The organism is Pedobacter sp. MC2016-15 (assembly GCF_026239695.1).
Taxonomy (GTDB): Bacteria; Bacteroidota; Bacteroidia; order Sphingobacteriales; family Sphingobacteriaceae; genus Pedobacter.
This window is the reverse complement of the sequence record NZ_JAPIVS010000001.1, coordinates 696818-716901: the sequence shown is the minus strand read 5'-3', so window position 1 is coordinate 716901 and position 20084 is coordinate 696818. Positions and strand designations below refer to the sequence as shown.

Sequence of the window (20084 nt, the reverse complement as noted above, 5' to 3'; positions counted from 1 at the left end):
ATAAGGTAGCAAATATAAAAACCTGAACCAACAATGGACTAAAAAAAAATACTTTTTACGGTATTATCATGCTGAAAGCGTATTTTTGGGGGCTAAATCATTCCCCCTTGCTGCCTAAAAAGAAAGCGATACTTGTTTCCCTCTGCATTAGCATACTACTGATGCTGGCCAAATTCGGTGCATATTTCATCACACATTCCAATGCGATCCTCACCGACGCAGCAGAGAGTATTGTGAACGTATTTGCCAGTGGCTTTGCATTTTACAGCATCTACCTCGCTACGCTGCCCAAGGATGAAAACCATCCCTACGGACATGGAAAAGTGGAGTTCTTCTCCGCCTTTGTGGAAGGTACACTCATCGGCATCGCCGGACTCATCATTATCTTCAAATCAAGCTACGACCTGATCTTTCCGAGGCAAATCTTTCAGCTGCTGGAAGGTGCAGTGATCATCGGGAGTACCGGGGTGGTCAATCTTTTCGCCGGATATTACCTGATCCGTACGGGGAAAAAGCACAGGTCGCTCACCCTCGAGGCTGATGGCAAACATTTGCTGACAGATGCAGTGACCAGCGGCGGACTCGTACTGGGCATCCTCCTGATCAAAATGACACAGATCTTCTGGCTGGATAGTGTGATCTCGATATTGCTGGGAATATACATTGTATACAGTGGTTACAAACTGACACGTACCTCTGTTGGCGGACTGATGGATGAGAGTAATACCGATCTGGTAAAAACGATTGTGGGGATTCTGCAGGACAACCGGCAGGATGCCTGGATTGATGTACATAACCTCCGGGCACAGCAGTATGGTTCGGATTTACATATCGACTGCCATATTACCCTGCCTTATTATTATGACCTGAACCAGGTGCATACCGAGATTTCGGATATTGATAAGCTGATCAATGGCAGCGGAGAGCATGATACCGAGCTTTTTATCCATGCAGACCCCTGTTTACCGGAGTGTTGCAGCTACTGCAGAATGAAAAACTGCCCTGTGCGCAGCGAAGCTTTCAGCGGCGAGATCACCTGGACGGTGGACAATGCCACCAAAAATAAAAAACATTTTCAATGAGTTATTTCAATGTTAGAGTATACGGCTTGTTAATCAATGAAGAACAGCAGTTGCTCATTAGTGATGAACATGCTGAAGGCAGAAGCTTCAGTAAATTCCCCGGCGGGGGTGTGGAGTATGGCGAAGGACTTACCGATGCGCTGAAGCGCGAGTTTATGGAAGAGTGTAATGCCGAAATTGAAGTGATCAGCCATTTTTACACGACTGATTTTTTTGAGAAATCTTCATTCAACGAAAGTCAGATTATCAGTATCTATTACCTGGTGAGAGAGGCCGGTCCACTAAAATTGAGCTATAAAACCAAAGTCTTTGATTTTGATCCGGATACGCAGCAATCTTTCAGATGGGTTAACCTTACGAAACTTTCTGAAGATGATGTAACCTTCAGAACAGATAAAACGGCAGTATCACTCTTGCTTTCCCTGATGGCTGAAGGTGATTAAACAGCAACAACCTTTTCCGGGGTGATCGCGTAGAATTTGTCGCCCTCCTCGGATCTGATTTTGCTCAATCCGGTAAACAGGCTAAAGGCTGGTAGTATGGCACAGGTTTTACCAAAATAAAAACAGGCCAGTTTGAGCTGCTGACGCGCCCTGCCGTAAATGGTGATGCCGGGATGGATATGTCCCGTGATGTTGTAGTATTCATCGAAAACTTTGGGCTGGTCGTGCACAAACCTGAAGGGGAAACACAACAGTTCTTTGGGACAAATTTCTACCTGCAGATCGGTGTACTCGTCAGTTGACAGGAGATCATGGTTGCCTTTGATCAGGATCACCCGCAGATCGGGAAATGCCGACCTCCATGCACTGAAGGCCTGTACTTCTGTATTCATGTCCGAGTGGAACATATCTCCGGTAACGAGAAGAATCTCCGGGTTATATTTTTCTATCAGCCTGCCTAGTTTGTCCAGGTCTGATTCTGTCACTGTTGCGGGCACCTGTATGCCTGCTTTTCTGAAATGTGCGGCCTTTCCCATGTGGAGGTCGCTGATGATCAGCATTTTTTTAGATTCCCAGTAAATTGCCCTATCCTTATCTAAAACTAAACTTTCCCCTTTACAATTGATGGTCATTCTTTTTCCTTCGTTGTACCCTGGCGGTTTTCTTTTCCGCTTCGGCAGTCATTCTTGCTATTCTTTCTCCCAGTTCCTCAGAACTCATGTTCTCCCTTAAGCTGTCTACCTTGATCGGGAAGCAGAGGGGAGTATAACTTTCGGCTTTCACGATGATCACCTTGCTGGCCTGTATCCTGTGTAAAGCTGCTGCCAGCCTTGGTTCCTCAATCTGCTGATAAAAGGCTTCGTCGTAAGCCTGCCGCAATAATAGGTTATGTTTATCGTAATCGCTAAAAACATTAAAAAATAATGCTGAGGAGGATTGCAGGTGTTTGTTGGCAACATACTTACCCGGGAATCCCTGGAACACCAGCCCGGATATACAGGCGATATCCCTGAACTTACGCCTGGCCATCTCCGTAGAGTTGATACTGGCGACGATGTCTTCGCTCAGGTTCAGCGGGCTGAACAGATCTTTGATATTCTCCTCATCGAGGGGGATGGGCTTTTCACTCAGCAGCTCAAAACCATAATCGTTCATGGCGATAGAAAAACTGATGGGTTTTGACTTTGATAAACGGTAAGCGATCAGGGCGGCCATGATCTCGTGCACCTGTCTGCCCTCAAAAGGGTAGGCAAAGAAATGGTAACCGTCGCGGGTTTTGATCAGCTCAATCAGAAACTCATCATCCTTGGGTACATGGGAAACTTTTGCCTGCCGTTCAAACAGGGGCAAAATGATATCGAGTTCCACATCCTGGTGTGTCTTGTCGAGCGTCTGATTATATTTCTGGCGTAAGATCGCCCCGAGATTGGCGGTGAGCGACATCCTGCCACCGTTCCAGCTGGGGGTGATCGCCGTTTTTAGCTTGCTCTTTCTCACCAGCGCAGTCATGTCCTTGACCATGATGAACTCCAGCACACGTCCGGCCAGTGTAAAGCTGTTGCCGGGTTTGATTTTCGAAAGAAAGGATTCCTCTACCATACCTACGTAGCCTCCGGTCATGTATTTCACCTTAATCATCGCATCGCTGACGATTGCACCAATGTGGAGGCGGTGACGCATTGCCATCTGGCGGCTTTTTACCTTCCAGAGGGCATCTTCTTTTTCTACTTTACTAAATTCAGTATATGCTGTCAGGCTTTCGCCGCCGGTGGTGATAAACTGCATCATCCAGCTCCATTCTGATAATTCAAGCTCCCGGAAAGCATGGGTTTGTTTAACCTCCTCAAATAGTTTTTTATCATCGAAACCATCGCCCACGGCCAAAGTAACCATATACTGAATGAGCACATCGAAAGAGAGCACCATAGGCTCGCGACTTTCAATGTTGTTGGTTTTTGCTGCTTCTTTGATCGCTGCGGCTTCTACCAGCTCCAGCGCATGGGTAGGGAGGAAGAAGATTTTTGAAGTTTCATAGGGCGAGTGTCCGCTGCGGCCGGCACGCTGGAGAAAGCGCGCCACTCCTTTCGGGGAACCGATCTGCACAACAGTATCCACAGGCTTAAAATCTACCCCCAGATCCAGTGAGGAGGTGCTTATCACCGCCTTTAGGGCTCCTGTATGAATGGCTTCTTCGATCCAGTTACGCAGGTCATAATCTATAGATCCGTGGTGAATGGCGATTTGTCCCGCCAGGTTTTCATCCAGTTTCAGCAAATTCTGATACCACAACTCGGCCTGTCCGCGGGTATTGCAAAAGATCAGCGTGGTTTTACTTTTCTCGATCACCGGCAGCAGCTTGTGTGCAAGCTTATGTCCCAGGTGCCCCGCCCAGGGTAGCATATCAATATGATCCGGAAGTATAGACCTGATCTCGATTTTCTTTTCCAGTTCTGCCACCACGATCGTCTTGAGCACTTCCTCATAGGGCACCAGAACCTCCAGTGCCTGTTCCAGGTTTCCTATAGTCGCAGAGATGCCCCAGATTCTCAATAGTCTTTCCGGATGTTTCTCCAGCAGCAGTCCCCTGATGCGTGAAATCGCCAGCTCGGCCATTACGCCGCGTTTGCTGCCCAGCAGTTCGTGCCATTCGTCTGCAACGATACATTGCAGGTTGTCGAAGTAGCGCGAAGTATCTTTCTGTGCCAGCAGCAGGTGCATGCTTTCGGGAGTGATGATCAGTACCTCCGGCATCTGTTTCTTCTGTTTGAGCTTTTCACTTTGCGCCGTATCGCCATTGCGGACACCCACATGCCAGTCGAGCTCCAAAGCCGTACATACTTCCGTCATCGCCCTTGCCAGATCCTTGGCGAGCGAGCGCAGGGGTGTGATCCAGATCAGCTTTAAGCCTTGCGGTTTGCGTTTTTTTGTTTTTACAGGTTCCTGGTTATTCAGTTCATCAATCACCACTGCGAGGAACATGGAAAACGTTTTCCCGAAACCTGTAGGTGCATTTACCAGTCCGCTATAACCTTCGGCATAATACTGCCAGGCATCGGTCTGAAATTTGAATGGTTTCTTCTTGCTGCTCTTTAGCCATTGGATGACCTTTTTATATCCTTTACTTTTTTCCAGCGTCATAATGTTGAAGCTAAAAGTTGTCGTAAATCATCAAGTGTATTGATCTCTGCGGCCACCTTGTCTTTGCGCCAGCGGGCGATGCGGGGAAAACGCAGGGCAAGTCCGGCCTTGTGCCGTTTACTTTCGGCTATACCCTCAAAAGCAATTTCAAAAACCAGTTCGGGTTTTACGGTACGTACAGGGCCAAACTTTTCTATCGCATTTTTCTTCACAAAGGAATCTACCTCTTTAATTTCTTTATCTGTCAATCCCGAATAGGCCTTGGCCACCGTGATCAGGTTTTCCCCATCGCGCACGGCAAAGGTATAGTCTGTAAAGTGATTGGCGCGCCTGCCGCTTCCTTTTTGTGCGTAGATCATCACCGTATCAACCGTATAGGGGTTGATCTTCCATTTCCACCAGTCGCCACGCTTGCGGCCACTGTGGTAGAAGGAACTCAGTTTTTTGAGCATGATGCCTTCACTGTTATTATCGCGGGAGCCTTGCCTGATTTCCGCCAGCTGCTCCCAGTTGCTGAACTGGATTACTGGTGATAGTATCGCCACTCCGGGAGTGATGATTCCCGCAACAATGTCTTCCAGTAAGCTCCTGCGCTCAGAAAGTGGGGCTGTACGGATATCTTTGGTTTCGAATTCCAGCAGGTCATAAATGTAAAAACCTATCGGGGCGTCATTTAACTGCGATTTGTTAATCGTCTTTCTGTTGAGCCGCTGTTGCAGGATACTAAAGGCCTGCACCTGCCCATCTTTTACCGACAGGATTTCCCCGTCGATCACCGTCCCGTCCGGCAGCTCCTCCCTGAGGAAATGAAGCTCAGGAAACTGGTCGGTCACCAGCTCCTCGCCGCGCGACCAGATAAAAAGCTCCCCGTTGCGCTTCACGATCTGTCCGCGTATGCCATCCCATTTCCATTCCGCCTGCCATTCGTCAGTTCCTCCCAGTGAGGCAGGTTCCGCTTCCAGCGCATAGGCGAGGCAGAAAGGGTAGGGCCATGAGTTATCGGTATTGACATGCGATCCGGCTATGAGTTCATCATATGTAATCTCTCCGGGATTCCATTTTCCCATGATACTGTGCATGATCTTATTGCTATCCGTATCACTTTGTTTGGAAATGGCATTTACCAGCATCTTGTTAGACACCCCGATTCTGAAATTGCCGGAAATCAGTTTGTTAAAAATAAAGCGCTCCTGCGTATCCAGGTTGTCCCATGCATACAGGATAAATTCCTTTTTCTGCTCATCGCTTTTTCCATTCAGTGCCGCCAGGTCATTGATCCACTCATGCAGTTTCCTGTCGGTCGTATGCCTTGCTGGTGGCAGGACCAGCGCGATCGTCTCACTGAGGTCGCCCACACTGTGGTAACTTTCTGCAAACAGCCATGCAGGGATTTCACTCAGCTCCGTAGCCCATTGCCGTATAAGGGCCGTAGGCACTGGCCTTTTGGGTTTTTTACCCGTGAACATAGCAATTACATAAGGTTTATCCTTTTCATCGGCCGTGCTAAAATAACTAACCAGGGCAGCGATCTTGTCGTTGGTCTTATTGCTCGTTTCCAGCTGCTGTATCAATTGTGTGAACCTTCTCAAATCAAGCTTCTTTTAAGATTTCTTCTTCTTCATCGTCTTCATTACCATAACGGGTCACCACCTCTGCCGAGGGGATTCCGATTTCATTCAGGTATTTGGAGAAGGTGGAGACGAAACCATGGGTAACAAATACTTTTTCTGCTTCGGTAGCTTTGATGGCTGATAAAAGACCTGGCCAGTCGGCATGGTCACTCAGTGCAAAACCGGCATCTGCTGCACGCCACCTGCGGCCCGCCCGTACCTGCATCCATCCGGAACAAACGCCGGTGGCTGCCTGGTGCAGGCTCTTCATCCATTTCCCGTCTGCCAATGCAGGTGGTACAATGAGAATACCCTTTTGAAGTTCATCTTTTTTTATTTCCGGCGTGATCCTGATCGTTTCGGGCAGGTCTACGCCAGCTTTTATAAAGCCTTCGTTGAGGTTGGCGATAGAGTTGTGTACATAAATAGGTGTATCTCCTGCAAGGTTTTTGATCAGGCGCTGTGCTTTTCCAAGACTATAAGCCACCAACACACTCGTTTTCATCTGGTCGTGGTTATCGGAGATCCAGTTTCTGATTTGTCCGAAAACCGTTTCCTGAGGCAGCCATTTGTAGATAGGTAGCCCGAAAGTGCTTTCAGATACAAAGGTGTGACATTTTACAGGTTCAAATTCCGTGCTGATGCCGTCATATTCTACTTTATAATCTCCGGAGACCACACAGATTTCGCCTTTGTATTCCAGGCGTACCTGCGATGAACCAATCACATGTCCGGCGGGGAAAAAGCTTACTTTTACGCCATTGATGCTGATTTCCTCGTTGTAAGGCAAGGTCTGGACGGGCAGGTCGAAGCCCAGCCGTTGCAGCAGGACTGGTTTGGTCAGCTCCTGGCACAGGTATCCTTTGTTGCCCCACTTTACGTGGTCGGCATGCCCATGAGTAGTGACAGCCAGGTTTACAGGTCTCCAGGGGTCGATATAGAAGTCGCCCTGCTTACAATAAATGCCTTTATTGGTGAATGTGATAAGTGCCATTGCAGGGTACAACAATGTCCTGATACAAAAGTTTTAGCACTCCAAATAGGAGCCTGCTAAAACATAAAAACAATTTAGGGGTTTAATAAGGGTGAAAAAAATACCCCCATACCTACCTATAGAAAATTACGGAATTATCGGAAATATGAAGACTGTGGCCCTGGTGTCTCTAGGTGGCAATATTGACTTTATGTGTTTTCCGGATTTTGATTCTCCGACAATCTTTTCCAGCCTGCTGGATAAGGAAAATGGCGGAAGTTTCTCTATCACTCCTCAATTTGATTGTTTTAAAACAAAACAGCTCTACATTCCCGGAACTGCGGTATTATTGACACGGTTTTTCTCTGATGATGGCATTGCTGAAGTCACTGATTACATGCCTATCGAAGAAAATGACAGCAACAAAAGTGTCTGTGCAATAGTCAGGAAAATTAAAACCATTCGGGGAAATGTGGATTATCACATCAAATGTTCTCCAAGATTTGACTACGCAAAAGCCAGCCATCAGATCGAAAAAAAAGGTCACAATGAGTTGATATTCAATACGGTAAATGATGGCAACACGATGGTGCGCCTGATGGCTGATTTTCCTCTTAAATACAAAGGTGATAACGGCTATGCCGATTTTTCCCTTGCTCAGGGAGAAGAAACATGGATCGTACTGGAGTCTGCCGAAAAAGGAGATGAGAAAGAGCTGCGAAGTATAGATTTTTATAAAAGCTCGAGCTATCAGGATACCATCAGATTCTGGCGGCGCTGGATTCATAAGTCTACATACAAAGGTAGGTGGACCGACCTGGTACTGAGATCGGCGATTACCTTAAAGCTCCTTACCTCCGCTACCTACGGTTCTATGGTTGCCGCGCCGACCTTCAGTTTGCCAGAATCAATCGGGTTCGATAGAAATTGGGATTACCGCTTTACCTGGATTCGTGATGCCGCATTTACGATGTATGCCTTTCTGCGGCTGGGTTACTGGGAAGAAGCTTCAGAATTTCTGAAATGGATTCACGAGCGCTCCGGTGAAGACGTTCTGAAACTGATGTATGCGATAGACGGCTCAGATGTACCTGAAGAGGAGGTGCTGGAGCATATGGAAGGCTACATGGCCTCCGGACCGGTGAGGATCGGCAATGCGGCTAAAGACCAGCATCAGCTGGATATATATGGAGAGCTGATCGATACGATATACCTGTATAATAAGAATCATAGTAAAATCAACTACGAGTTCTGGCAAACCGTGCAGAAACATATTCTTTGCGTAGTAGATGGCTGGAAGAAGCCTGATCATGGCATGTGGGAAGTACGTAATGGCAAGAAGCAGTTTTTGCATACCCGTCTGATGTGCTGGGTGGCGATGGACAGGGCAATTAAAATTGCAGTTGACCGGTCTTTTCCGTATCCTGAACAGGAATGGAAAGAGGTTAGGGATGCCATATACGTGGATATTTATGAAAACTTCTGGAATGAGAAGCTGCAGTCCTGGGTGCAGTATAAGGGCGCTGATGCAGTGGATGCCTCCGTGTTACTGATGCCCCTGGTTCATTTTGTGACACCTGATGAACCACGATGGCTTTCCACCTTAAAGGTAGTTGAGGAAAAGCTCAGTACTGATGTGCTGATCTACCGCTATGACAACGATGGCGATGCCGATGGCCTCGAGGGTGTAGAAGGAACTTTTAATATGTGCTCCTTCTGGTTTATTGAAGTACTGGCGAAAAATAAGGAGATTGATAAAGCGCTGGAACACTTTGAAAAGATGACAGGCTATGCTAACCACCTGGGGCTGTTTGCAGAGCAGATCGGCAAAAGGGGAGAGCATCTGGGTAATTTCCCGCAGGCATTTACTCACCTGGCGCTGATCAGTGCGGCACTCGAACTTGATAAACAACTGGACAGAATAAAACCATAAAGATATACAAATGAAAAAATTGGAGAACAAAGTAGCCCTCGTGACCGGATCAGATTCCGGTATCGGGCTCGCTATTGCCTTAGAATTTGCCAAACAGGGGGCTAAATTGATCGTTTGCTATCATAGCAAACAGGAGCGCGGGGAAGAAGCACTGAAACTCGTGCAGGAGCATCAGGAGGAGTCACGCCTGATCCGCCTGGATGTGAGTGATGAAGAGGAAGTGGAAGAACGTATGGAGGAGCTGATCAAAGATTTCGGCGGCATAGATATTCTGGTGAACAATTCCGGGGTGAATGGTTCCGGGATCCCGATCGACGAGATGGAGACGGACACTTTTGATAAAACTATTCGTACCAACTTATATGGCACATTTTTTTGTAGCAGGAAATTTATACAACACCGTAAAGGATTAAAAAAACCGGGCAAGATCATCAATATCTCCTCCGTACACGAGGAGATCAATGCTCCCGGCAATGCAGATTATAATGCCTCAAAAGCAGGTGTCAGAAATTTTATGCGCACAGTGGCGCTGGAGACAGCACCATTTGGTATCAATGTAAATAATATTGCACCGGGAATGATTCTGACGGCAATGAACCAGGAAGCAATGGACGATCCTGAAGTTCGTAAAAGAGCGGAGGAGAATATTCCTCTTGGCAGAGCCGGAAAGGCGGAAGAGATTGCTTATTTAGCACTGTTTCTCGCCTCAGAGGAAGCTAATTATGTGACTGGTAGTACTTATTTTATGGACGGAGGATTGTCCATCAACATTGGGCAGGGCGCTTAATCAAAAAAGGCTTGCAGGATATTTATTTCTGCAAGCCTTTTTTGATTATTTCCCTCCGGGAGCACAATGCTCCTGAAGAAATTTGGTGTATGTCCTTGCCAGGTGCTCCCTGGTTCCGGCACCTTCGCCAATGCTATGTGTGCGGTTAGGATATGACATCATCTGAAAAACCTTCTGGTTGCGGATCAGTTCATCAATCAGCATTTCTGCATTTTGATAATGCACATTGTCATCTCCCGTTCCATGAATATACAAAAGATTGCCCTGCAGGTTTTTTGCATACGTGATCGGAGAACCCTTAACATAAGCTTCCTTGGATTTTAATGGCGATCCCATATACCTTTCCTGGTAAATATTGTCATAAGTAAGCTGGTTGCCCACTGCTGCAATGGCTATTCCGGTTTTATAGATTTCCGGATGCTGGAACATCAGGTTCAATGTGGATGAACCGCCACCGCTCCATCCCCAGACGGCCACACGGTCTTTATCAATAAAAGGCCATTCGAGGATCTTCTTCGCTGCGGAAGCCTGATCATTAATATTCAGTAAGCCTATATTTTTATAAATGCTCTTGCGGAACTCACGTCCTTTTGGTGCAGGGGCGCCACGGTTTTCAATAGAAATATAGATATATCCATCTTTAGGCATATCACCCGCATACAAGAAGTTATAACCAACACCATAAGTATCCGTCACTGTTTGTGAGGCAGGTTCTCCGTAAACATAAAATACCACCGGGTACTTCTTGGTTTGGTCAAAATTATCAGGTTTTTTCATCCAGGCATCTAGTTCGGTACCATCATCAGTTTTCACCTTGAAGAACTCCACTTTATTTTTAGGCTGCTGCATCCTGCCCAGCTGGTTGGTTAAGCTGCCTTCCATGGTAAAAGGATTACCGGTATCGATACGCATCCATTCCCTGATCGGGCTGACATTAGCACTTTCATAAGTATGGCTTGCAAAACTTCCGTTCGGTGAGATGTCATACTCATGTGTGCCAGGAAAAATCGATGGTGTCACGCGCTCCAGCTGGCCTTTGCCATCCAGTTTAGTTTTATACAAATATTTTTGGGTAGCATTAGCCGGCGATGCCATAAAATAGAAAGTGTTGTTTTTCTCATCGATCAGACTGCTTTCAATCACATCATAAGCACCTTTATTGATCAGCGTTTGTTTTTTACCATCCTTGCTGATCCGGTAGTAATGACGCCAGCCGTCTTTTTCGCTGATCCAGATAAACTCCTTGCCACCATTGATCCAGTGCCATTGCGGAGCAGCATCAACCCATGCCTTATCTGTTTCGGTATAAATGTTTTTAACCGTGCCGGTCTGTGCGCTGGCTACAAATAATTTGGAGACATTTTGCTCCCTGTTCAGTTGCTGGAGGATGATATCACTGGTGTTGGGTATCCAGTCCATCCTGGGGATATAGTTCTGGACCTGATCACCGGGAACATCTACCCAGTTAGTTTTTGCGGTACTGATGTTGACAATACCAAGTTTGCATGCCGAAGGGTTTTCTCCAACAATCGGGTATTCCACAGGGACTACAAAAGGATAGATAGAATCCGTGTTGTTGATCATCAGGAAGTTTTTGATCTTTCTCGCATCAATCTGCCAGTAGGCGATCGAAGTTCCGTCAGGGCTCCATCTGAAACCATCCCTGCAGTCGAATTCTTCCTCGTACACCCAGTCGAACGTTCCGTTGATCAGCCGGTCGTTGCCGTCAGTGGTCAGGGCTGTAGTAGTTTTTGAGGCAAGATCATCCACATACAGGTTGTGTCCGCTCACATAGGCTACCTTACTTGCATCAGGAGAAAGTTTAGCAAACATCAACGATGAAGCAGGCTTATCCTTTCCGATCTGTATCAGTATGTTTGCTTTGAGGTCGGCCAGCCAGTAATCACCTCTTGTTTCGTAGCGCCATACTCTTTTTGCGTTGGTATAGATGAGTACTTTGGTACCATCAGCGGAGATGACAAAACTTTTAATCTTCAGCGGTTGGTTAGCGCCCTGTGGTGTCAGCTGAGTTCTGTTGAGAATAGTCTTTCTGTCCCTTTTTGGAAGGGTGATGTCAACAATTTCTCCATCAGAGATGTCATAATAGCCATTGCCGTCTTTTGTCCAGTTAATTCCCTTTTCTGTTTGTGCGTAGGTATTTGCACAGAAAAAACTGACCAGCAGCAGCAGGCTAAGTTTTAAAATTAGTTTTTGCTTCATTGGGTGTCAATATTTTTATTTCAGTTAGTTTTGAGCTTCAGGCTCCTGCAGGTTTTTTGATCAGAGCGACAGAAAGTGATGGTAGGCCGACTGCATAAAAGATTGGGCATTCTTCAGCAGCAGCTTTGTATTTCCGGCGTCCTGGGGACGGTCATTGTATAAAACCGTCTTACCTACATTGTCAAATGTAACACATTGTTTGTTATCGATAAAACCCATTCCGTTGTCCCAGCTAAAATAAGCGAAGGATTTGCTGTTCGGATTGAACAGGTTTTTGCTCCAGATAAAAGGCTCTGCACTGATATCCAGCTGATGAAGGAGGGTAGAGGCGATGTCAATCTGGCTGCCGACACCATCCATATTTTTTCCACGGTACTGCTCTTTGATGACATCGCCGAAAAATAACAGCGGGATGTGGTATCGCTGGGGGATATAGACCTGATTACGTCCTTTCGGCATAATGTGCCCGTGGTCGGCTACAAAAATGAAGAGCGTATTGGCATACCAGGGTTGTTTTTTTGCTTTAGTCAGGAAGTCGTTCAGACAGGAATCTGTGTAGAAGGCCGTACTTTTAAATTTAGCGACATTGTCGCTGTTCCCAAATTTATAGGCACCCGGTACTTCAAAGGGCTCATGGTTGGTAAGCGTCATCTGGGTAGAGAAGAAGGGTGTTTTTGCCTGGTTGAGGTGTTTCAGCTGGGCATTAAATACCGTCCCGTCATACGCTCCCCATTTAGAATTCATGTCTTTACTATTGAAACTTGACTTGTCCACCAGCAGCTGGTAACCATGACTGAGTATAAATGCCTTATAATTGTCAAACTCCGACTGCCCGCCGTAAAAAAAGGAGGTCTGGTAACCATTTTTTAGCAGGGCACCCGGTATCGAAGGAATTTTTTCCATTTTCTCCGGGAACTTTACGATGCTTTCTGCTGCCAGGCTGGGGTATCCGGCAAGTGTTCCGATAATGCCTTTATCAGTTCTGTTGCCGGCAGAATAGATTTTGCTGAACAGCACACCCTGCCTGACCAGGCTGTCAAATTTTGGGGTTATCCCATCTTCATCGCCCAGCGTTTTGGTGAGGTCGGCCGTAAAACTTTCCATGATGATGAGCACCACATTGGGGCGGTTGTTTTTGAGAATATGAACAGTGGAATCCTTTTGGATGCTGTATAAATTCCTGATTTCCTGAATGGCGGTGTGTTCCGGCAGGTAATTATAGGGGTTCCGCTGCTTACGCCTTGATTTAAGGACATCAGCTATCAAATTCCATTCTGTATTGACAGCGGCGTGGTTGAGTATCTGCTGATCGCTGTAGTAGGCCATGCTCTGGTTATTTGGAGATACGCCCCAGCCTCCGCGGATCATCAGAAATGTTAGCCCAAGCAGCAAGACACTGAAAGGAATTTTAGCCCATAATGGAGCTTTCTCCGGTGACAAGTCTTTGGCAAGGATCCATTTGTTCAGCACGAAGCCGGAAGCGATCAGAAGGGCCAGAATAAAAATATTTATAATGATGGGAGAGGAGGCGCTGGAAGCAAGCGCTTCATTTGGCGATGAAAATGCAAATCGCAGGGCTTTGGAATTGATTTTACTGCCCCACTCGCGATAGATATTGAGGTTGATTACTGAGATGACGCTGAACAGTACGATGTAAACTTTGTTCAGGGTTCTGAGCCAGTGCATTTCTCTCTTTGCAGGAAGGATAAGGTAGCTGAAAATGAAATACAGCAGGGGTGCAGCGATCATGTAAGCTGCTGCGGCGAGATCAAGCCGGATGCCATGCCAGGCAATAGACAACGTTTCGATCAATCTGCCATTTGGTATGTCATTCAGAAAATTACATACGAAAATGATTCTGTCCAGCAGAAAGAACAGTAGCCAGAATATAAAAAACCGGGCAAAAAAAATCAGGACTTTTAACATTACCGCAAACTTAGATAAATTTGCAGCGCTAAAAATCCTGACTTTGTAAAATTATTTCTTTTTTATTGACCGCCCATTGCTTTAAGCGCTTCCATGGTAGTCAGTTCATATGACGGTGGAACGGCTAATGAGATTGGACCCACTTTTTCCTCTACCAGATTTTTGATGACGATATTGGCTTTAACACCATTTTGTACCCTGCTGAATTTTACCGGAGTAGCTCCAAGTGCTTTAAACTCTGATCCCGAGATACCTTCAGGCAACTGAATGTCGTTGGTAGCCCAAAGTTCAAACGTGGCGCCGGTTTCATCTTTGTAGGTATATTTCTCTGTATCGTAATTGCCTAATTTTTGCTTCTCACCAGTAGCTTTGAAATCACTCAGTACAGGTGTTTTACCCATCATCTGCTCGTTATCTTCTTTGGAAGTTTTTACGGCAAATTGTTTTTGTGCGATAGGTACATCTACCAATACAAGACCGGTTTTTGCAACGGCATCATTGATTACGGTGATCTTTGCAGGTCCCTGCTCCATTTCAAGTTTGATCAGGCTTCCGTTGAATTTGAATTTCGTTTCTGGCGGCAGCTGTGCAGCCATCGCCTTTTGGTCAGCACTTAAATCATAGGTAACAGCATAAGTAAGTGTACCTTCATTAACTTTTTTCTGTGCATGTGCAAGTACAGCGGTGCTGATCAGAATTGCAGCAAGTACACTCGTTTTAATCGACTTTAACATATTGTTTTATTTATAGTTTACCATTTAATTTTTTCCTTGCTGATAAAGGCAGCAATACCTTTTTTGAAATCATCGCTTTCCCTGACCCTGGCATTGATCTGCACAGCTAAGTTAAGGGCATTTTCCAATGCAGGATTAGTCGTTTGTCCGATAAGCTGCTTCGTCACCATTAATGAATTACCCGAAGTCTCATTGCAGAGCTTCAGCGCAAAATCATGTACTGTCTGACTGATTTCTTCTTTATTTGTTACATAGGTAATCAAATTATACGCCAATGCCTGCTCTGCGGAGAATAAATCTCCTGTAAGCAAGATCTTTTTAGCAATGGTCTCACCTGTTTTGCGCATCAGGAAGCAGGATACAATGGCGGGAACAAAACCCAGTTTGACTTCAGTGTAGCCAAAATTGGCTTCCGGAATGGCAAAGGTAATATCGCAAACCGTCGCCAGTCCGCATCCCCCTGCAATCGCATGTCCTTCTACTTGTGCAATAACCACTTTGGGTAAATAGTAGATGGTGGTAAACAGCGTTTTCAGGTTCTCACTGTCTCTGACATTGTCCTCATGGCTGTTCTGCTGCAATTGCTGCAAATATTCCAGATCTGCACCTGCACTGAATGTGTTTCCCTCTGCCTTCAGAATAATCACTTTCACCTCTTCGTCATCTGATGCCTGTAGCAGTGCTGCTGTCAGGGAACTGACCAGTTCAGGGTTAAAAGCGTTACGTTTTTCAGGACGGTTCAGCGAAATCGTAGCAATACGGTTGCTCACAGTATATAAGACCAGGGGTGATATCATGTGAATACGAATAGGTTTATATTTTTTTTAGGTTAACCAAAGATGCTTTTATTTGTTTGAATACAAGAACAGAGTTTTTAAAATTCAGCGTGTCTTTGTCAATTTTAGCTACGAACCTACCGTGCAGGGGCAGCAGGATCCTGAACTTCCCGAAGCGGAGCAGGTGATCTCCGGTCAGGCTTTTCCGCTGAATGCTGATGCTGACAATCTTCCTCTGGTCAAGCGCGGGCTGTATGTGGTATTTAAAAGCCGCAGTGCCCGGAGAAAGACTTGTCAGGACTAAGGCTTTATTTCCCTGAAGAAAAGCCGCTGCGTAGTGTTTATTGATCGCATAAAAGATGATGACCATCTGCTGATGAGCGGCTGTCTTATCGCGCAGCAGCGAGGCCTGGAAAAGGATCAGCAATACGAGTCCGCCAAATAAATGAGAGATGGTTTTTTCTGAAAAAGCTCTCAGCAAAAGGAGGAGCGCTGCACTAAACAAAAGGAGTTGAATCTCCGAAATCCAGATCTGGTTGATGGTTGAGTAGGGGAGGCCGGCAATTTTGGACAGGCCCTTGTTCATGAAAGTCAAAAGCCACTCAAATGGAACTGACAGCCAGTAGAAACGAAAGATCAATATGGATAGTCCTATGTACATCAGTATGGTTACCGGCAGTGTGATAAACAAATTGCTAAGCAGAAAATAAACCGGGAACTGGTGAAAATAGTAGATGCTTAGCGGCCAGGTAAACAACTGTGCAGCCAGGGATACGGAGATGATGCTCCATACCTGCTGTAATGGCCAGTACGTAAAAGTTATCAGCGCGAAGATCCCTGGCTGCAGATAAATCAAACCCAGGACGGCAAGGTATGAAAGCTGAAAGCCTACATCCCAGAGCAGTGCAGGTTCATTGAAAAGCAGACAAAAAGCGGATACGGTAAGGACATGGTATCCGTCACTATTCCTGCGCAATACTTTGGTAAGGATCAGCATGGAGAGCATGATGGCCGACCGCAATACAGATGCTGAGCATCCGGTAATAAGGGTATAAAACCAGATCAGGCTGATGATGATCAGCATCTTCATCCATTTCAGGAATGTTCTCCTGTTCATCCATGCCAGGGCGTATTCCAGGACGAGGTATACCAATGCCACATGCATGCCCGAAACAGAAAGCGCATGGATGGTTCCGGTCCGGGAATATGCGGCCATCGTTTCCGCATCCAGGTCTGCCCGGTAGCCAAGAATCAGGGTAGCAGCAACGGCAAAAGCTTCGTTATTTCTGATGAGTTTCCGGTAAAGCTCAACCTGTTCTTTGCGGACTGCCAGGGTATACCTCAGCAGTGGAGAACCCATTTGCTGATGGAGTGGGACCAGCTCGGTACCGGAAAGAAAAGCCTGGTGATAAATGTGCTGGTTGGCCATCCAGGTTTTGCTGTCAAATTCCCCCGGATTGCGGGGTGCAGGAATCTCCTTAAACCGGGCGGGGATCAGGTAAACCTGACCATAAGTTACTGCAGGAAACGGGTTCTCTCCAGATCGTATACTGAGCATGAGCAGACCGCCAGATGCAGGAGAGATTACCCTGGCCCTGAAGCGTAAAGATCCCGCAGTTTCTCTGGGCTCTTCATCAACGTAAATCTTTAGAAACGCTGCTTTTTTTTCTGAAAAATGATCAGAATTTAAAGTATCAGGATGCGTTAGCGTACGGGATGCTCCCAGAAGAAAAAAGCACATTAGGAGCAGGAAAGTTAATATTGGTTTGTGATTATAAACTTTAAGTGATTTGTATAAGTAATTGAATATGAAAAGTAAAAGTAAATCTAAAATTAGGAGAATATGAATAAACAAATTTAATTTGGTAAAATCACAGTAGTGCAGAACGCTTATTCCTGCGCAAAATGCGGCAAGAATCCTGATAGAAATCTTTAAAGGAGACTTGCTGGCCATACTAAAATTGATAGCGCAACTGAAGCCTGATTTCGGGTTTGTTAGTCCCATTGATTTCGTCCAGTCCGGAGCCAATTTTATCCTTGCCGGGATAGTAGTAAACAGCATATCTTGCCCATGCTTTCAGCTGTCGCGAAAGGCTGTAATTCATGTTCAGATAAAACCGGAATCCCCGGCCGTTGTAGAGTCCTGAACCGGCACCATAAAGCACATCATCTTCATAGGCATAGATCCTGTTTTCATAGGTTGGGGTATTGAACCAGGCTATCCTGGTATTGGCTGCAAGTCTGGATGAAAGCGGACTGTAATCTGCATCCTGGTAAACAAGGTAGCCATAACTTGAAGCCGCAGATCCTTTGTGGTAACTGGTGACTTCAAACCTGTTCCCAAACTTGAGTTTTCTGTTGAGCTGCCAGTCTGCAGCCAACCGGCAGTTGTCCTTATTCACCTTTGCCAGTGGATTCTTTGGAAGATCGCTGCGCAGGTTTTGTTCACTGAGCTGGTGGCTAAGCTTCAGCATCAGCTTTATCTTTTTTTGGGGCTGATAACTCAGCATTCCCATGAGCTCGGCTCCTGTTGAAGCGCTGTCAATCCTGTATCTGGCCCAGGGAAAGCGATACAGGTCTGCATAAAGGGAGAGATCCCAGCGCTTATTTGGAGTAAAGTGGAGGCCTCCATACCAACCCTGTTCATTACCTGAAGAAGATCCGGCTCCCACACCCTGGCTGTAAAAACTAAAAAAGTTCTTTGCGTAGTTTCTGTACAGGAGGACCACTGATAAAGATTTTGAGAGGCTGCTCATGGCACCCTGTAAAACTGCAATGCCTCCGGGGGCACTTTTTGCAGTTTCGCCAAATACATAGATATTCCGGAGATTGTAATTGTAAGCTATTCCCAGGTTGCTCAGCTCTTTTCCCTGAAAGTTATGTTGCCGGTACAGGGCTTTTCCGCTGCTAAATTCATGTTCATAGGAACTGTGATAACTGATCAGGGTCGCTTCCAGATTGTCATTTCTGAGCTGCAATGCCAGGCCATATAAGATTTGCCTGAGGCTTCGTTTGTTTTTGATTTCTGAGGGTGTACGGTGCAGACCGCTCTTGCCAGGAGTTGTCAGGCTGAACTGTCCTGCAGAATTCCGGCTTAAACTAGCATCTAAATCTCTTAACGATATAAATGATGTTAAATCAATGATTTTAAAAATTTTATAAGTTGATCCTACGCCCCTGAAAAAGGAAAACTCATCAGCAGAAGTATAGGGTTTCAGGCCTGTATCTTTCTTCGCTACTCCTGCTACTTCAGCTCCCTTACCAAAAGAGGATCCCGTCCAGAGCGTCAGTCCCTGCCCAAACTGAAGACTGTAATCACCAATAATGATCTTCCTGAACCTTCCGTTCTTATAGAGGGCAAGACTCATAGATAGGAAATCAATGCCCAGTCTTTCACCAGCATCCTTATCTGCCGTCAGGGAAAAGGACAATAGGTCGTCCAGCTGATATTTGTACTTCAGCAAAAGTTTCTGGGGACTGCCGAGGTAACGGCTTCCCGGGAGATCCCGAAAACCTTTCTGTTTTTTTAATACCTGCCCGTAACGCAGCAACAGCTCGTTGCTTCCCTTTGTGAGCAGCTTTCTGAAACTGAACAGGTTTTTGTAACCGGCTTCCGGCTTCAGGCTGACAAAGGGCAGGAGCCGCAGGATGGTTTCCGGGTCAAATCCATTGATAGCCTGGAGTTCCAGAACATCCTTTAACTTCCCGTTGAGGCGTATATGGTGATAAAGGTTACTGATCTGAAGGGGGGACAGGAATGCCAGCTCTTTGAGCTGATCAGGTTTGGGCTGGTTTAAATCGATGGGCTTCCTCCGGTAGAAGGACAGGCGCTCAGTCAATGCTGAAAGCTCCTCCTCGTCAGAAACACCTTCTGCAAGATGAGCGCTGATACTTTTTACCGCTGCATCTTCCTGTGCAAGCGCTGCCCGGCGGGAGCAGCAAATGAATGACGTGAGCAGCACATACAGCGCTGTCACGAACTGAAGTGATAGATACCTTGACATGAGGCCAAAGTACTACCGATAAATTAATTTGTTTAATTTATTATTTAAATCTCATCGTTTAACTTCAGCAGGAAATCCTTTAGGCGTTCCAGTGATGCGATGATCTTTTGGTTTTCTTTCACATCCCCGCTATTGTTTTTGAGGTGGTCTTTGGCGCCTTTGAGGGTGAAGCCCTTTTCGTCAACAAGGTGAAAAATCATCTTCAGATTCTCCACGTCTTCAGGTGTAAACAGGCGGTTTCCTTTCTTGTTTTTCTTGGGTTGAAGGATGTCAAACTCTTTCTCATAAAAACGGATTTGAGAAGCATTTACGCCAAACATTTCCGTCACCTCACCCATCGTATAATACATTTTATTAATTTCCCGTTCCTTGTAAGGCATAGTTTTATGTTGATAGTTAGTGTTTTACAGCTTTTATGTAAAGCATTCAAATGTAGCGGGATTTTAGTAGAATACCGC

The 20084-nt window shown here is 46.0% G+C and carries 15 protein-coding genes; 4 read left to right on the top strand and 11 right to left on the bottom strand.

Annotation, left to right across the window (positions count from 1 at the left end; genetic code table 11):
• Window positions 1-68 precede the first annotated feature (68 nt).
• Entirely contained in the window at window positions 69-1082 is a 1014-nt protein-coding gene (locus tag OQY15_RS03225; RefSeq protein WP_265787674.1) for a cation diffusion facilitator family transporter, read from the top strand.
• Window positions 1079-1525, top strand: coding sequence for an NUDIX hydrolase (locus tag OQY15_RS03220; RefSeq protein WP_265787672.1), 447 nt, complete (start codon window positions 1079-1081; stop codon window positions 1523-1525). Before OQY15_RS03225 ends, OQY15_RS03220 begins: the two co-directional genes overlap by 4 nt.
• Here OQY15_RS03220 and pdeM read toward each other — a convergent pair.
• The 4 genes from pdeM to OQY15_RS03200 are packed head-to-tail and all read right to left on the bottom strand — an operon-like array spanning window position 1522 to window position 7267.
• Window positions 1522-2157, bottom strand: a complete 636-nt coding sequence (gene pdeM / locus OQY15_RS03215; RefSeq protein ID WP_265787670.1) for a ligase-associated DNA damage response endonuclease PdeM — start codon at window positions 2155-2157, stop codon at window positions 1522-1524. The genes OQY15_RS03220 and pdeM overlap by 4 nt on opposite strands.
• Window positions 2141-4663 (bottom strand): ligase-associated DNA damage response DEXH box helicase, encoded by a 2523-nt coding sequence (locus tag OQY15_RS03210; RefSeq protein ID WP_265787667.1) that lies wholly within the window; start codon window positions 4661-4663, stop codon window positions 2141-2143. Before OQY15_RS03210 ends, pdeM begins: the two co-directional genes overlap by 17 nt.
• The gene (locus OQY15_RS03205) at window positions 4660-6252 is read right to left on the bottom strand and encodes an ATP-dependent DNA ligase (RefSeq protein ID WP_265787665.1); all 1593 of its coding nucleotides are present in this window, start codon (window positions 6250-6252) and stop codon (window positions 4660-4662) included. The genes OQY15_RS03210 and OQY15_RS03205 overlap by 4 nt, the downstream gene beginning before the upstream one ends.
• A gap of 1 nt (window position 6253) precedes the next feature.
• Window positions 6254-7267, bottom strand: coding sequence for a ligase-associated DNA damage response exonuclease (locus OQY15_RS03200; RefSeq protein ID WP_265787663.1), 1014 nt, complete (start codon window positions 7265-7267; stop codon window positions 6254-6256).
• A 91-nt stretch (window positions 7268-7358) separates the two neighbouring features.
• Here OQY15_RS03200 and OQY15_RS03195 point away from each other — a divergent pair, with 91 nt between their 5' ends.
• On the top strand, window positions 7359-9179 hold the full coding sequence (locus OQY15_RS03195; RefSeq protein WP_265787661.1) for a glycoside hydrolase family 15 protein: 1821 nt from the start codon (window positions 7359-7361) through the stop codon (window positions 9177-9179).
• Between the two features lie 10 nt (window positions 9180-9189).
• Window positions 9190-9966, top strand: a complete 777-nt coding sequence (locus OQY15_RS03190; protein ID WP_265787659.1) for an SDR family oxidoreductase — start codon at window positions 9190-9192, stop codon at window positions 9964-9966.
• A gap of 45 nt (window positions 9967-10011) precedes the next feature.
• Here the strand turns inward: OQY15_RS03190 and OQY15_RS03185 are convergent, their stop codons facing one another.
• From OQY15_RS03185 to OQY15_RS03155, 7 genes are all read right to left on the bottom strand, one after another.
• Entirely contained in the window at window positions 10012-12186 is a 2175-nt protein-coding gene (locus tag OQY15_RS03185) for a S9 family peptidase (protein ID WP_265787657.1), read from the bottom strand.
• A 60-nt stretch (window positions 12187-12246) separates the two neighbouring features.
• On the bottom strand, window positions 12247-14112 hold the full coding sequence (locus OQY15_RS03180; RefSeq protein WP_265787655.1) for an LTA synthase family protein: 1866 nt from the start codon (window positions 14110-14112) through the stop codon (window positions 12247-12249).
• A gap of 62 nt (window positions 14113-14174) precedes the next feature.
• Window positions 14175-14846, bottom strand: coding sequence for a hypothetical protein (locus OQY15_RS03175; protein WP_265787653.1), 672 nt, complete (start codon window positions 14844-14846; stop codon window positions 14175-14177).
• 17 nt (window positions 14847-14863) lie between these two features.
• The gene (locus OQY15_RS03170) at window positions 14864-15643 is read right to left on the bottom strand and encodes an enoyl-CoA hydratase-related protein (protein WP_265787651.1); all 780 of its coding nucleotides are present in this window, start codon (window positions 15641-15643) and stop codon (window positions 14864-14866) included.
• A 16-nt stretch (window positions 15644-15659) separates the two neighbouring features.
• Complete coding sequence (locus OQY15_RS03165) at window positions 15660-17576, bottom strand: ComEC/Rec2 family competence protein (RefSeq protein WP_265788353.1); 1917 nt, start codon at window positions 17574-17576, stop codon at window positions 15660-15662.
• A 1-nt stretch (window position 17577) separates the two neighbouring features.
• Entirely contained in the window at window positions 17578-19626 is a 2049-nt protein-coding gene (locus tag OQY15_RS03160) for a helix-hairpin-helix domain-containing protein (protein WP_265787649.1), read from the bottom strand.
• A gap of 44 nt (window positions 19627-19670) precedes the next feature.
• Window positions 19671-20006 (bottom strand): MerR family transcriptional regulator, encoded by a 336-nt coding sequence (locus OQY15_RS03155; protein WP_265787642.1) that lies wholly within the window; start codon window positions 20004-20006, stop codon window positions 19671-19673.
• Between the last annotated feature and the right edge of the window lie 78 nt (window positions 20007-20084).